This window comes from Allorhizobium sp. NPDC080224 (assembly GCF_050281005.1).
Taxonomy (GTDB): domain Bacteria; phylum Pseudomonadota; class Alphaproteobacteria; order Rhizobiales; family Rhizobiaceae; genus Allorhizobium.
This window is the reverse complement of the sequence record NZ_JBNNWJ010000001.1, coordinates 3,052,179-3,064,955: the sequence shown is the minus strand read 5'-3', so window position 1 is coordinate 3,064,955 and position 12,777 is coordinate 3,052,179. Positions and strand designations below refer to the sequence as shown.

Below are 12,777 nucleotides of genomic sequence, written 5' to 3'. Positions count from 1 at the left end.
TTTTCCCTAACGACCAACGCAGGGACGACGTGATGTCATCACAGGCGCAGCGATCATCCACGATTCCCTCTGCCGATCCCGGCAATGATCCAGCGATTGCCTTCCTGTCCGTCAGCAAGAGTTTCGGGCGCGGCAGCGGCGTCGTTCAGGCGCTCGATGATTTGAGCCTTTCCATCTCCCGAGGTGTCGTTTATGGCCTGCTCGGTCCGAACGGCGCGGGCAAAAGCACGCTCCTGCGCATCCTCGCCGGATTGTTGAGGCCCGATCGCGGCGAGATCCGGATTTTCGGCGAGCCGGCTTGCCCCGGCCAGCGCCGCCGTCTCGGCATGCTGATCGAATCGCCAAGCTTCTACCCCTTCCTGACGGCCCGAGAACATTTGCACATGTTGGCTCGCTCCACGCGTACCCTGGCGCTTGTCGAGCCGGTGTTGCGGCGCATCGGGTTGGAGAAGGCCGCTGACAAGGCCGTTTCCGGTTTCTCGCTTGGCATGAAGCAGCGGCTCGGTATCGGCTGTGCGCTGATCGGGCAGCCGGATGCGCTCGTCCTCGACGAACCAACCAACGGGCTTGATCCCGATGGCATACTGGAGATGCGGGCCCTTATCGACGATCTGGCGCATCGCGATGGTTTGACAGTGCTTCTTTCCAGTCATCTGCTGGACGAGGTGGAGCGGGTCTGTGACCGGGTGGCGATCCTCCAGCGGGGGACACTGGTCGCCGAAGGTGCGGTTGCAGACCTCCTTGATCGTGACGGGCGCTTCTGGCTGAAAGTGGACGCGCCGGATGCGGTGCTTGCCCGTCTCGGCGATGAGGCCGAGGAAGCGGACGGCGGCGTTTACGTACGGATCGAACGGACGGAGGTACCCAACCTCATCCTGTCGCTCGCCAATGCCGGCGTTGGCATTCACGAGGCCAAGTGGATCAAGCCGGATCTGGAAACCGTCTTCCTCTCTGAGACGCGGGAGGTGCGCTCATGAACCCGCTTCTCTCTGCCGAAATGCTCAAGCTTGTCCGTCAGCCGGGGACCCTGTTCTGGGGATTCCTGGCCGTGCCGATCGCGGCACTTCTGGTCAAGCTGGTCATCGCAGGCTTCATCCATCTGCGTCTGGGGCGGCAGTCCGGCGATGTCGATGTGTTCCTGTCGGCGGCGAAGAGCCTCAGTCTCTCTGGAAACTCGCTGGGTCACCTGCTCTTTGCGCTCGGGATCGCCACCGTCTTCTTTCTCGAATATCGCTATTCCACCTGGCGGCTGCTGGTGCCCAGGCATCCGCGCGTGCAGCTCTTCGCCGCCAAGCTGCTCGTCTGCCTTGCGTGGCTCGCCGTTGCGCTTCTGGTGGCAGCTGTCGGCGATATGGTGCTGACTGTGCTGTTTGGTATGCTGGAGGGGCAAGGTTTCGACATCACGGCGTCTTCGCTCGTGACGCTTTCGGCGGCATTCGGCATCGCTTTTCTTGAGCTTGCGGTCCTGGCGTCGCTCGCTGCCCTGCTCGTGGTTGCCTTTCGGTCGATGATCGCGGCCGTTATCCCGACCTTTCTGCTGGCGATCGGTTCGACACTGCTCCAACTCTATCTAGGAGCGGATGCCGATCGGTTGCCATTGCCGGGCTATGCGGCTCAGGACTTGCGGGACTGGTTGCTGGCGGGAGGGGCGCCCGTTGCGGCAATGATAGGCGCCGCGGTGCTTTTCGGCTGGTTCTGTGCCCTGACGGGGCTTGGGCTTGCCGTCTTTTCGCGGCAGCAACTGGCATCGGAGTAACAAGGGGCCACCGACAAAGGAAAAGCCGCCCGGTTGCCCGGACGGCTTGAGCCAGTTGTCGTCGATGTCGACGACTTTTAAGCCTCGACCACGCGCAAGGCCTTGGCGCGCTCCAGGGCGTCCTTCTGGACGGCTTCCTGTACCTTTTCGAAGGCGCGGACCTCGATCTGGCGAACACGCTCGCGGCTGATGTCGAACTCGGTGGAGAGCTCTTCCAGCGTGACCGGATCATCTGCGAGGCGGCGCGCCTCGAAGATGCGGCGTTCGCGGTCGTTCAGCACGCTCATGGCCCGCTTCAGCATGCTGCGGCGGGTTTCGAGCTCGTCCTGTTCGATCAGGACGGCTTCCTGGCTCTCGTGGTCGTCGACGAGCCAATCCTGCCACTGACCGCTTTCGCCTTCGGCGGCGCGCAAGGGAGCATTCAGTGATGCGTCGCCGGAGAGGCGGCGGTTCATCGAAATGACCTCCTCCTCGGACACCTTCAGCTTGGTCGCGATCTCGGTGACCTGGTCGGGCTTCAGGTCGCCTTCCTCGATCGCCTGGATCTTGCCCTTGAGGCGGCGCAGGTTGAAGAACAGGCGTTTCTGATTCGCGGTCGTGCCCATCTTCACCAGCGACCAGGAGCGCAGGATGTATTCCTGGATCGAGGCCTTGATCCACCACATGGCATAGGTCGCCAGGCGGAAGCCACGCTCGGGGTCGAACTTCTTGACGGCCTGCATCAGGCCGACATTGCCTTCAGAGACGACTTCGCCGATCGGCAGGCCGTAGCCGCGATAGCCCATGGCAATCTTCGCAACCAGACGCAGGTGGCTCGTGACCATCCGGTGCGCCGCGTCACGGTCGCCGTGCTCGGCATAACGCTTGGCAAGCATGTATTCTTCCTGGGGTTCCAGCATTGGGAACTTGCGGATCTCGTCCAGGTAACGGTTGAGGCCGGCTTCTCCGGCTGTGATCGATGGCAAACTGCTGCGGGCCATATAGCACCCCTCTTTCTTCGCGGGCTCCCAAAATCCGGCGAGCCCTATCTCCGTGGATCTCTCTATCCCACAGAAATCCGTATGACAGATAAGTATGGCAAAACGGCGATACAAGATTTGCGTTCCGTCACGAGAGCGTGACGGAGTGTCAACCGATAAAGAACGGCCAGGCTCAGAGCGTTAGAGTCTCACATCGCCTTCAGCGCATCGATCACCTTCTGCAGATCCGCCGGGATCGGGGCTTCGAAGCGCATGGTTTTGCCTGTGGTCGGGTGTTCGAAGGCGAGCAGGTAGGCATGCAGCGCCTGGCGGTGGAATTTGTTGACGGCGCGCTTGGCGTCTTCGGGCAGGAGGTTCGCCTTGGTCTTGAAGGCGGCGCCATATTCCTGGTCGCCGACGAGCGGATTGCCGATATGGGCCATGTGGACGCGGATCTGATGGGTGCGGCCGGTCTCCAGGCGGCACTCGACCAGTGAGGCAAGGCAGGTGGCGTCCGGCTTTTCGCCATAGCGTTCGAGCACGGTGTAATGGGTGATCGCCTCGCGGGCGTCGTCGGTATCCTCGCGCTTCACCGTGCGCTTCGTGCGGTCGGCGCCGGAGCGGCCCAGCGCCGCATCGATCGTTCCGGCGAGCGTGCGCGGGCGGCCCCAGACGACGGCACGGTAGGCGCGCTCCAGCGGGCCGGTGCGGCCGTGATCGGCGAACTGGTCGGCGAGGTGACGATGGGCGATATCGTTCTTGGCGACGACCATCACGCCCGACGTGTCCTTGTCGAGCCGGTGCACGATGCCGGGGCGCTTGACGCCACCGATGCCCGAGAGCGTGTCGCCGCAATGATAGATCAGCGCATTGACCAGCGTGCCATGCCAGTTGCCGGCGCCGGGATGGACGACGAGGCCTGGCGGCTTGGCAATCACGATCAGGTCCTTGTCTTCGTAGAGGACCTCGAGCGGGATGTTTTCGCCCTTCGGCTGCGGATCCTCAGGCTCGGGCAGATCGATGACGACAGTGTCGCCCGGCTTGATCTTGCGGTTCGGGCTGTCGAGCAGATTGCCGTTTAGCTGCACCGCGCCTTGTTCGATCAGCGCCTTGACCCGGTTGCGGGAAAACTCCTGACCGAGCGCCGCTGTCAGCCAGGCGTCGATGCGGCCTGAGGCGTCGTCCTCGGCAATCAGCTCTTTCCTTGATGCGGCGGCTTCGTTAAAGGGGTCGGTCATCATGTCATCCCGTCTTACGGCGGCCAAGGTCTCGGCCTTTGTCGCTGCCATTTGGCACAGACCGGGGTCTTCGACAATCGACAGCCGGTCTGCCCGGCAATTTTCTCCGGCTCGTTCGCATCGGAGAAGGCATGCAAATCAGCGCGAACTCGGATTGGAAACGACTGCTGCCATGGCTCATATCGACGACGAGAACCCGGAAGACAAGCCGCTTGATCCCGTCATGGAAGGTGTGCGCCGCAAGATGGTCAAGCTGCAGCTCATCTCGGGCGGCATCATGGCGGTGCTCTTTCTCGCCGTGCTCGTATCGATCTTCTACAAGCTGACGCGCGATGAAGGTGGGGCCGAGCCGGTCGCTACGACATCGCAGCCCTTCGCCGTGCCCTCAGACCAGCCACTCAGCCTGACCGCCAACCTGCCAGCCGGCTTCCGCGTCGTGCAGACCTCGCTCTCCGGCAGCCAGATGCTGATCTACGGCGAAACGGCTGATGGCGCGCGTAAGGCCTACGTCTTCGATCTTTCGCTCGGCCGCATCATTGCCGACGTCACGCTTGCCGGCAACTGAGGCAGGCGTGGAAGCGGGTCGCCTTATCGAGATCACCGACCCCGGCGATTTGAGGATCGCCGAGTTCACCTCGATCCGCGAACGCGACCTGACCGGCCGGCACGGCCAGTTTGTTGCCGAAGGCACGGTGGTGCTCTCCATGCTGGCCAAGGCGCATGCAGGCGGCGGGTCGGTGCGGGCGGAAAAGCTGCTTCTCCTCAAAAACCGGGTGGCCGGGTTATCCGATCTGATCGGGCAGTTTGCGGCTGATATTCCGGTCTACGTGGCCGAGGCTGCGGTTCTGGACGCGATCGCCGGCTTTCACCTGCATCGTGGCGTCCTTGCGCTCGGCAGCCGTGCTGCGCCACCTGAACTGAACGATCTGGTCGCACGCCTGCCTGAAAGCTCTCTGGTGCTGGTTGGCTGCGGCATTTCCAATCACGACAATGTCGGCGCCCTGTTCCGTAATGCGGCGGGCTTTACCGCAGATGCCGTCTTCCTCGACGAGACTTGCTGCGATCCGCTCTATCGCAAGGCTCTGCGTGTTTCCGTCGGATCGGTGCTGACGGTTCCCTATGCTCGGCAGGGGAGCGCAGAAGAGGTGCTCGGGGCACTTGCAACCGCCGGGTTCGAGATCTGGGCTCTGTCGCCTGGCGGTGTGGTCGAGATCGGTGCGATTGCGCCAGGCCGACGCGTGGCGCTGGTGATGGGCACGGAAGGGGAGGGGCTTCCGGCTGCAATCCTCGACCGTTTCCGATCGGCCCGCATCGCCCAGGCCCCGGGGCTGGACAGCCTGAATGTCGGCACGGCGAGCGGGATTGCGCTCTATGCTATTGCGCGCGCCATGGGACGTCTCGGCTAAATCTCACGTCAAGGAAGCGTTTCAGATCACTGAGGCCGTCGTCTTATTCGGCCGGTGTCGCCATGCCGGCGCCGCGACCGATCGATGGGTCCATGGCGAGCACTCGGTCGACCAGGCTCTTCGGCTTGTCGCCGCTTTTTGATTGCGGTGAGACGAATTCGGTGATGACGCTCTGCTCGCCTTCGCGGGCGGCCGTCAGAACGATCATCTTGGCGGCGATATCGCCGAGTTCTTCGCGCAGGGCATCGTCTTCCGTCGACGCTTTCGCCTTCAACAGGCGCTCGGTCAGGGCCGTCTGGCTTCGGCGGATGTCGTTTTCCAGGGCGGTCGTATCGGTTGCGAGGTTTGAATTGGCGATCTCGTCTTCGGGCATCGGCGTGTCCTTGGAATCGGGTATCGCGATGCCGGCTTCGCGAAGGGCGCGCTGGGCCTCGCGGAGCTGGGCATTGGCCGTCTTCAGCTTGGCGCGAAGATCGCGAAGTTCGCGTGTGCGGCGCTCGACGAGCGAACTTGCGTCGGCTCTTTCGGCAGCATCCCGGGCCAGCACATCTTCGAGCCGCAATACCTTGTGTTCTTCCTGGGCGAGGCGCAGTTCCGCATCCTTGGCGCGTTTGCCGAGCAGCTTGTTTTCCCGCCGCAAGTCTTCGCGTTCGTCGCGCATGCCCTGAATGCGGGTCTTCAGCGTGTCGATCTCGGTGTCGCGGCTCATGGCTTCGATGCGCATGGTGTCCATGTCGCTGATCAGGCGGGCCATGCGATGGGCGCGTTCCTCAAGCTCGACATCCTTGGCAGCGGCGGAAATCTCCACGCGCTTCAACGTCTCGCGGATCGTCGACATTTCCACATCGCTGCGGCGCAGACGCGAGCGCAGGTCGGCGGCTTCCGTGCTCATGTCCTCGATCTGGACCTTGAGTTCCTTCGTCTCGGCGACGAGGCGTGCCGCTTCGCTGCTCAGCGTCTCGTTCTTCAGCGTCAGGCCAAGGGACTTTTCACGTTCGCGGCTCAGGTCATGTTGGGTTTTGGCATTTTCGGCCGCATAGAGTGCGCGCACCATGTCCTTTTGGGCCCGGATCTCCTGCGGGCTGAGCGGCATGGTGGCCTTCAGACGGTTTTCCGTATAGCGCACCACCCGCTGGTGTACGGCCGGGGCAACGAGCATTACCAGCAGCGCTGCTGCCATAAATCCCATTGCGAATATCAGTGTATATTCAATCACGACGGCGCCACAGCACTAGGGAAGCATTAGCAGATAGTTAAGCATGCACGGTGCCGCCCGGCAAGCAGAACAGCCTGACGTGCGACGTCCTTCGACCAATATGGCTAACGACAGAGCAGATCGAGCTTGCTTCAGCCTTAAGGATTAAGGCGAGGCGGCTCAGAACGGGTTCCAGGTCGGCGTGCGCGTCAGCTTCAGATAGCCGACATTGACCCCGAGGCGTGCGCCGATGCCGGTGCGGATCGGCACCAGGATCACGTCGCGGCTCTTCAATACCGTCATGCCGACGCCGGCAACGATGTAAGCCGAGCCGCTCACGCCGCCATAGCGGGCATAGAGCGTGTCGACATCCGGCAGGTCATAGACCAGCATCATGGTGCGGGTGCCGTTGCCGCCGTAGTCGATCCCGAGGGAAGGGCCCTGCCAGAAGACGTCGTGCTGGCCGACATTCTTGGTGTAGAGCGTGCCTTCGCCATAGGTCAGACCGGCAATCAGGGCGCCGGATCCTTCCTGACCGAGAATGTAGCCGTTCGGGAGGCCATACTGTTCGAAGGCCTGCTCGATCACCTTGGCGAGCGCTCCGCTGGTCTCGCCGAAGAAGCCATGGCCTGCGTCGACCACTTCCTGGATCGAATATTCGCCGGCAGCCTGGGCTGGGCGGAGTACCGAAACGACGCTGATCGTTGCCAGAACGGCGATGGCAAGCGACCGCAGCAACGGCAGGGAGCGGTAGGGCAGGTGACGCATAGTGCCTCCTAAATGCGAAGCCGACGGATTCGGCGTCTTCCTTGGGGGTAATTAAACCTAGCGAGCATCGTCTTAATAATCGGTTTACCAACTATGGTGTCATTATGGCCGAACGGCATCCGACCAAGTCGCGGCCAGCGGACGCGTGTCCGACTGTTGCTTCGAGGGTCCACATCTTCTGGAGAAGACCATGGCGAAGAACCCCAACCTCACGCTTGCAGGCCCCGATCTTGCTGCACTGCTTTGCAGCCGTGTCTGCCACGACGTGATCTCGCCTGTCGGAGCGATCAACAACGGCCTGGAACTGCTTGACGAAGGCGGCGCCGATGCCGATGCGATGGACCTGATCCGGACCAGCGCCCTCAACGCTTCGGTCCGCCTGAAATTTGCCCGCCTCGCTTTCGGCGCATCCGGTTCGGTCGGTGCTTCGATCGATACCGGCGAGGCAGAAAAGGCTGCGAAGGACTTTGCGCAGGCCGAGAAGAAGACCGAGGTGACCTGGAGCGGCCCGCGCGCGATCATCGCCAAGAACCGAGTGAAGCTGCTGCTTAACCTCTTCCTCGTCGCCTACGGCGCCATTCCGCGTGGCGGTTCGCTCGACATTTCTCTCGAAAACCCCGAGACGGACGCGAAGTTCAAGATCGTCGCCAAGGGTCGCATGCTGCGGGTGCCGCCGAAATATCAGGAAATCCTGTCCGGCCATCTCGAAGAAGCCGTCGATGCCCATACCATCCAGCCCTATTACACGGTGCTGCTCGCGGATGAGTGCGGCATGGAGCTGAAATGCGTGCCGAGCGAAGGCGAGATCGCGTTCACCGCCGAGGTGGTGGGTTAAGCCGTCCCGATTCGGGACGCGCCGGGGCTACAACCGGTAACCTTTCCTTAGGCGCGGCCCGTTAAGGTATCAATCATATTTCAGATCCCCGTCTCTGGGGAGGGAGGCCACCATGAAGCGCCTGATGATCGCAGATGGATCCGACATCGTTCGCAAGGTCGGCAAGAAGATCCTGTCGGAACTCGACTACCAGGTGACGGAAGCCGCTTCCGGCCGCGAGGCGCTATCGCGTTGCGAGCGTGAGCTTCCCGACGTGATGATCGTCGATGCCGGCATGGATGACGCCCTCGATCTGATCTCGAATGTCCGTGCGCTGCCGGAAGGCAAGGCGGTCAAGATCTATTACTGCGTGGTCGAAGCCGAGCTGAAGGTGATGATGGCCGGCAAGCGGGCCGGGGCCAGCGACTTCCTGCTGAAGCCGTTCGATCGCGAGATCCTCACCAAGACATTCGGCGACAAGGCGATCGCCGCCTGATTTCCCTCCCGGGGACTTGAAGAACGACATCTGACAAGGCGGTGCCCAGGGCGCCGCCTTTTGTGTTTCTGCTGTCCGAGGTCAGGGAAGCCATCGTTTCGTGGCTCTAAAATGCAAGAAGCCCGCGTCACCGACGCGGGCCTCTTTGAAGAAGTGGGAAAAGGCTCACGCCGTTTCCTGGTATTCCGCGCCGTCCGGCTCGCGCAGCACATAGCCACGACCCCAGACGGTTTCGATGTAGTTGGCGCCACCGGCCGCATTTGCGAGCTTCTTGCGCAGCTTGCAGATGAAGACGTCGATGATCTTCAGTTCCGGCTCGTCCATGCCACCATAGAGGTGGTTGAGGAACATTTCCTTGGTGAGCGTGGTGCCCTTGCGGAGCGAAAGAAGCTCCAGCATCTGGTATTCCTTGCCCGTCAGGTGAACGCGCTGACCGCCGACTTCGACCGTCTTGGCGTCCAGGTTCACGATCAGTTCGCCGGTGATGATGATCGACTGGGCATGGCCCTTCGAGCGACGGACGATCGCGTGGATGCGGGCAACCAGCTCGTCCTTGTGGAACGGCTTGGTCATGTAGTCGTCGGCGCCGAAGCCCAGACCACGTACCTTGTCTTCGATGCCCGCCATACCGGAAAGGATCAGGATCGGCGTCTTCACCTTGGACAGGCGAAGGGTACGCAGCACCTCATAACCGGACATGTCAGGCAGGTTCAGGTCGAGCAGAATGATGTCGTAATCGTAGAGCTTACCGAGGTCGACACCTTCTTCGCCGAGATCGGTGGTGTAGACGTTGAAGCTTTCCGACTTGAGCATCAGTTCGATGCTCTGCGCCGTCGCGCTATCGTCTTCAATGAGTAGAACCCGCATATTTATCCCCTTTACCGCCGCCGAAAGGTCAAGATGGCCCCCTACGCGATACGGATCCAGTCGTTGCCTGATTTGAAGGCTGCCACCAATTGGTTAACAAATTCTGATTCCCTCTGGCAAGGTGTATCGAATTTATTAAGCAAAGATTTTAGCCTCCTGATTCTTCATGTGTTTTCGGTCATCGCCACACTTGAATCTGCGCCTCAGGGAAACCCCGTAACCGATTCATTTGACTCATCATTGTCACGAGCTCTTTTCGGGCTCTGGCATTTACTGACCCTTAAGTGATCGGGCTTATCATTAACGATGCCCGTAAACGAAAGGTTACCAAAGGTAGCTTTTTGTTAACGCCGCGGACTTTTTTTGGACGAATCGGTGGCGGGCGTGTTGAGTAGCAAGTGTGGCGGGGGGTCTCGCATCACGGGAGTATTGCGTATGAAGTCGCGTGAGAGCCTGGTACGCCTGAAGGGATTTCAGGTTACCGAAAAGCGTCGGCAATTGCAGCAGTTGCAGTCTATGATGGCTGAATTCGAACGGATGGCGAAGGAGCTAGAAGCTCAGATCGGCATCGAGGAAAAGAAATCGGGCATCACCGATCCCAATCATTTCGCCTATCCCACCTTTGCCAAGGCGGCACGCCAGCGCGCGGACAATCTTCAGGTTTCGATTCGGGAACTGAAGGTCCAGCAGGAAGCGGCAGAACTGGCGTTGGAAGAGGCTGAAGCGGAATACCAGAAGGCAGCCGCTCTCGAAGAGCGCGATGGCCAGATGCGTGTCCGGGCCTGAATAACGCTATTCAGTCTGGTTGAGATTTCAAACAAGAAGGCGGGCGCGGGTTATCCGGCGTCCGCCTTTGTTCGTCTTGGGCACCGGATGGTCGGCGCTCACTTGCGCACGTCGTTCCAATCCGGGTGCCGGTCCATCTGCGCCTTCATGAACGGGCAAAGCGGGATGATCTTCCAGCCGCCGGTGCGCGCGGCAGCCACGGCGTGTTCGGCGAGAGCCTGACCGGCGCCCTGTCCGCGCATGGTGCCGGGAACTTCCGTATGGTCGATGATGATCAGGCTTGCGGAGGCACGGGAATAGGTCATTACGGCGGGTTCGCTGATGCCCTCGATACGGCCGACGTAACGTCCGCCCGATCCTGCTTCCTCACTGGTGATCTGCATTGCCGCCTCCTGTTGCCGCATTTCGATGGTTCTGCTTAACATCGGGCAGTGCCGGCCGGCAACGCAACTGCCGGATACGCAGTGTTCGATGTCGGGAAGGAAGCCATCGTGGTCGTCTGGTTGACGGCGCTCCTCCTCGTCGGAGCCTCGATCTCGATTGCGCTTGGCGTCAGCCTGCCGCTGATGCGGTTCGAAAGCTTTTACGTCTTTTCCACCGATGCCTCGCTCATCGAGGTGATTGTTTCGCTTTATGCTGACGGTGACTGCGTGCTTGCGCTGCTGGTCGCGCTCGTTTCCATCGTCTTTCCGCTGATCAAGTTGCTGCTTCTGACGGCCGAGGAAATTGCTGGCGAGGCGCAACCGGGGCAGGGGGCGCTGACGCGCCTGGTCCCGGTGTTGTCGAAATGGTCGATGATGGATGTGTTGCTGGTCGCAATTGTCATCTTCGCGACGAAATCCAGCGGCTCGCTCAGGCCTTCACGCAGCCGGGCCTTTGGTTCGATGCCGGCTCGAGCCTGGCAGTTGCGGCGCTGAGTGGCTTGAACGCAGGACGCTTCGCCCGAAAAGCATGAAACCGGCAGGCTGGGGCCTTGCCGGTTTCAGGTATGGGTCTGATGCAAATGGAAGTGTACCGGGCGAGCCGGTACGAAAATGGACTAATGGCGATACTGCTGAATTCGGGTGGTGCGCAGGCCCGGCAGGCCGTGGTCGTTGATCGACGACTGCCAGGACAGGAATTCCTCGACCGTCAGGGTGTAGCGTTCGCAGGCTTCTTCCAGGCTCAACAGGCCACCACGCACAGCCGCGACAACCTCAGCCTTGCGGCGGATCACCCAGCGGCGCGTATTGGCCGGCGGAAGATCGGCAATCGTAAGGGGGCTGCCATCGGGGCCGATGACATATTTCACTCGTGGGCGGATCATTTCGGTCATTGGACTCTCTATACAAACTCAAGACCACACACCCTCATACTAGGACCGATGCTTTAAAATTTGCCTAAGCCCATTGTAAGCATTTGATAATAATTTTCCCGATCAGGCCGGAGCAAGAGTCGTCGCGTTGCAGGCAAGTTGATTAAACTTGCGGCAAATGCATAGGAGTTATGCGAGGACTGCGACTGGTGCCCATTAGCGATCTATGGCATTGGCTCCGCAGCAATACTGATGTCTCGATCGTTATCTCGATCGGAAGGGTAGATGTCGAGCATCGCGGTTCCCGTCGGGCGCCGCAAGACCGGCGACAGGCCCAGCTGATACTCGTTCCGCATGGAACGATTCAATGTCCATAAACATTCGAAATCCCGATCGGACGAACGTCCGGTCGAAAGGAGTTTTATGTTCAGGCCAACTGATGTGACGGGCAGTCACGGTCTTGGTGACGGTGATGCCGTTTTTCAGAGCGAAGCGCTCTCCACCGGCCCATTGGGACGCGAGTTCTCTGCGCTCGGTCGCAGCCATGGCTTCCGAAACACGCTGCTTGCGCGCGTTCCAAAGGCCGATAGTCCGGAGTTCTCGGCCAATCTGATCCTCTGCACCTGGCCCGACGAATTGCGCCTCGGCTATGAGGCGGCAGAAGTCTATGCCGGCAGCCTGCTGATCGCGCGGATCAAGCAGACGATCCTTCCGCTCTTCACGCATGACAACCTGTTCCTCGGCACACCGGGTTCGGAGGCGCGCCAGCCGCTTGCCCCGCTTTTCCAGCAGTTCGAGCTCGGCGGTTCTCTGGTCCTCAATCTCTACGACCGAAACCAAACCCAATATGTGCTCGTCTTTTCGGGGCGCGACCATGCGCCCGAGCGTCCGGAAATCGCGGCACTCCAGCTGGGTGCAATGGAGCTCCTGGATGCCGGCGTCGAGGCCCTGGTGCCGCGGCTCGGACCGAAGGAAAAGCTGTCGGCCCGCGAGATCGAATGTCTTCGCTGGTCGGCTGCCGGCAAGAGCAGCGACGAGATTGCCATCATTCTCGACATTTCGAGCCATACGGTCGTCAGCTATCTGAAGAGCGCGATGCGCAAGCTCGAGGCGGTGAACCGCATGCAGGCGGTGGCGCGAGCCTGTCGCTATCGGCTGCTCTGACAGCAGTATCTTTGCAAACGAAAAGGGCGCCGGC

The 12,777-nt window shown here is 61.0% G+C and carries 16 protein-coding genes; 9 read left to right on the top strand and 7 right to left on the bottom strand.

The window, feature by feature from the left end; translation table 11 throughout:
- Positions 1 to 32: 32 nt before the first annotated feature.
- Positions 33 to 977 carry an ATP-binding cassette domain-containing protein gene (locus tag ACQKP1_RS15070; protein WP_427275881.1) on the top strand — a complete coding sequence of 315 codons (945 nt, stop codon included), beginning with the start codon at positions 33 to 35 and terminating at the stop codon, positions 975 to 977.
- Entirely contained in the window at positions 974 to 1,756 is a 783-nt protein-coding gene (locus ACQKP1_RS15065; RefSeq protein ID WP_427275880.1) for an ABC transporter permease, read from the top strand. The genes ACQKP1_RS15070 and ACQKP1_RS15065 overlap by 4 nt, the downstream gene beginning before the upstream one ends.
- Positions 1,757 to 1,833: 77 nt before the next feature.
- Here ACQKP1_RS15065 and rpoH read toward each other — a convergent pair whose 3' ends face one another.
- Positions 1,834 to 2,736, bottom strand: a complete 903-nt coding sequence (gene rpoH / locus ACQKP1_RS15060; RefSeq protein ID WP_054148332.1) for an RNA polymerase sigma factor RpoH — start codon at positions 2,734 to 2,736, stop codon at positions 1,834 to 1,836.
- 188 nt (positions 2,737 to 2,924) lie between these two features.
- Positions 2,925 to 3,953: an RluA family pseudouridine synthase gene (locus ACQKP1_RS15055; RefSeq protein ID WP_427276462.1), complete on the bottom strand. Its 1,029-nt coding sequence runs from the start codon at positions 3,951 to 3,953 to the stop codon at positions 2,925 to 2,927.
- A 172-nt stretch (positions 3,954 to 4,125) separates the two neighbouring features.
- Between ACQKP1_RS15055 and ACQKP1_RS15050 the strand changes: the two genes are divergently transcribed.
- Positions 4,126 to 4,518: a hypothetical protein gene (locus ACQKP1_RS15050; RefSeq protein WP_427275879.1), complete on the top strand. Its 393-nt coding sequence runs from the start codon at positions 4,126 to 4,128 to the stop codon at positions 4,516 to 4,518.
- 7 nt (positions 4,519 to 4,525) lie between these two features.
- Positions 4,526 to 5,359, top strand: coding sequence for a TrmH family RNA methyltransferase (locus tag ACQKP1_RS15045; RefSeq protein WP_427275878.1), 834 nt, complete (start codon positions 4,526 to 4,528; stop codon positions 5,357 to 5,359).
- A 43-nt stretch (positions 5,360 to 5,402) separates the two neighbouring features.
- Here ACQKP1_RS15045 and ACQKP1_RS15040 read toward each other — a convergent pair whose 3' ends face one another.
- Positions 5,403 to 6,548, bottom strand: coding sequence for a hypothetical protein (locus tag ACQKP1_RS15040; protein ID WP_427275877.1), 1,146 nt, complete (start codon positions 6,546 to 6,548; stop codon positions 5,403 to 5,405).
- A gap of 186 nt (positions 6,549 to 6,734) precedes the next feature.
- Positions 6,735 to 7,322 carry a DUF1134 domain-containing protein gene (locus ACQKP1_RS15035; protein WP_427275876.1) on the bottom strand — a complete coding sequence of 196 codons (588 nt, stop codon included), beginning with the start codon at positions 7,320 to 7,322 and terminating at the stop codon, positions 6,735 to 6,737.
- Positions 7,323 to 7,512: 190 nt separating this feature from the next.
- Between ACQKP1_RS15035 and chpT the strand changes: the two genes are divergently transcribed.
- Together chpT and ACQKP1_RS15025 are read left to right on the top strand one after the other, a co-directional pair.
- Entirely contained in the window at positions 7,513 to 8,157 is a 645-nt protein-coding gene (gene chpT, locus ACQKP1_RS15030; protein WP_006725858.1) for a histidine phosphotransferase ChpT, read from the top strand.
- A gap of 112 nt (positions 8,158 to 8,269) precedes the next feature.
- Positions 8,270 to 8,632 (top strand): response regulator, encoded by a 363-nt coding sequence (locus tag ACQKP1_RS15025; RefSeq protein ID WP_427275875.1) that lies wholly within the window; start codon positions 8,270 to 8,272, stop codon positions 8,630 to 8,632.
- 165 nt (positions 8,633 to 8,797) lie between these two features.
- Here the strand turns inward: ACQKP1_RS15025 and ctrA are convergent, their stop codons facing one another.
- Positions 8,798 to 9,499 carry a response regulator transcription factor CtrA gene (ctrA, locus tag ACQKP1_RS15020; RefSeq protein ID WP_006725856.1) on the bottom strand — a complete coding sequence of 234 codons (702 nt, stop codon included), beginning with the start codon at positions 9,497 to 9,499 and terminating at the stop codon, positions 8,798 to 8,800.
- A gap of 435 nt (positions 9,500 to 9,934) precedes the next feature.
- Here ctrA and ACQKP1_RS15015 point away from each other — a divergent pair, with 435 nt between their 5' ends.
- Positions 9,935 to 10,285 carry a hypothetical protein gene (locus ACQKP1_RS15015; protein ID WP_006725855.1) on the top strand — a complete coding sequence of 117 codons (351 nt, stop codon included), beginning with the start codon at positions 9,935 to 9,937 and terminating at the stop codon, positions 10,283 to 10,285.
- Positions 10,286 to 10,383: 98 nt separating this feature from the next.
- On the opposite strand, the gene ACQKP1_RS15010 is transcribed toward ACQKP1_RS15015, so the two are convergent.
- A complete protein-coding gene (locus tag ACQKP1_RS15010) occupies positions 10,384 to 10,668 on the bottom strand; it encodes a GNAT family N-acetyltransferase (protein WP_203017254.1) in 285 nt (94 codons plus the stop codon).
- Positions 10,669 to 10,749: 81 nt separating this feature from the next.
- Between ACQKP1_RS15010 and ACQKP1_RS15005 the strand changes: the two genes are divergently transcribed.
- Entirely contained in the window at positions 10,750 to 11,202 is a 453-nt protein-coding gene (locus ACQKP1_RS15005) for a paraquat-inducible protein A (protein ID WP_427275874.1), read from the top strand.
- Positions 11,203 to 11,324: 122 nt separating this feature from the next.
- On the opposite strand, the gene ACQKP1_RS15000 is transcribed toward ACQKP1_RS15005, so the two are convergent.
- Positions 11,325 to 11,600, bottom strand: a complete 276-nt coding sequence (locus ACQKP1_RS15000) for a DUF1153 domain-containing protein (RefSeq protein ID WP_006725852.1) — start codon at positions 11,598 to 11,600, stop codon at positions 11,325 to 11,327.
- Between the two features lie 402 nt (positions 11,601 to 12,002).
- On the opposite strand from ACQKP1_RS15000, the gene ACQKP1_RS14995 reads away from it, so the two are divergent.
- Positions 12,003 to 12,743 (top strand): helix-turn-helix domain-containing protein, encoded by a 741-nt coding sequence (locus ACQKP1_RS14995; RefSeq protein WP_427275873.1) that lies wholly within the window; start codon positions 12,003 to 12,005, stop codon positions 12,741 to 12,743.
- Positions 12,744 to 12,777 lie beyond the last annotated feature (34 nt).

Coding starts and splice junctions, on each gene's coding strand:
- ACQKP1_RS15070 (WP_427275881.1), top strand. CDS start 33: ATGTCATCACAGGCGCAGCGATCATCCACGATTCCCTCTGCCGATCCC.
- ACQKP1_RS15065 (WP_427275880.1), top strand. CDS start 974: ATGAACCCGCTTCTCTCTGCCGAAATGCTCAAGCTTGTCCGTCAGCCG.
- rpoH (WP_054148332.1), bottom strand. CDS start 2,736: ATGGCCCGCAGCAGTTTGCCATCGATCACAGCCGGAGAAGCCGGCCTC.
- ACQKP1_RS15055 (WP_427276462.1), bottom strand. CDS start 3,953: ATGACCGACCCCTTTAACGAAGCCGCCGCATCAAGGAAAGAGCTGATT.
- ACQKP1_RS15050 (WP_427275879.1), top strand. CDS start 4,126: ATGGCTCATATCGACGACGAGAACCCGGAAGACAAGCCGCTTGATCCC.
- ACQKP1_RS15040 (WP_427275877.1), bottom strand. CDS start 6,548: ATGGGATTTATGGCAGCAGCGCTGCTGGTAATGCTCGTTGCCCCGGCC.
- ACQKP1_RS15035 (WP_427275876.1), bottom strand. CDS start 7,322: ATGCGTCACCTGCCCTACCGCTCCCTGCCGTTGCTGCGGTCGCTTGCC.
- chpT (WP_006725858.1), top strand. CDS start 7,513: ATGGCGAAGAACCCCAACCTCACGCTTGCAGGCCCCGATCTTGCTGCA.
- ACQKP1_RS15025 (WP_427275875.1), top strand. CDS start 8,270: ATGAAGCGCCTGATGATCGCAGATGGATCCGACATCGTTCGCAAGGTC.
- ctrA (WP_006725856.1), bottom strand. CDS start 9,499: ATGCGGGTTCTACTCATTGAAGACGATAGCGCGACGGCGCAGAGCATC.
- ACQKP1_RS15015 (WP_006725855.1), top strand. CDS start 9,935: ATGAAGTCGCGTGAGAGCCTGGTACGCCTGAAGGGATTTCAGGTTACC.
- ACQKP1_RS15010 (WP_203017254.1), bottom strand. CDS start 10,668: ATGCAGATCACCAGTGAGGAAGCAGGATCGGGCGGACGTTACGTCGGC.
- ACQKP1_RS15000 (WP_006725852.1), bottom strand. CDS start 11,600: ATGACCGAAATGATCCGCCCACGAGTGAAATATGTCATCGGCCCCGAT.
- ACQKP1_RS14995 (WP_427275873.1), top strand. CDS start 12,003: ATGTTCAGGCCAACTGATGTGACGGGCAGTCACGGTCTTGGTGACGGT.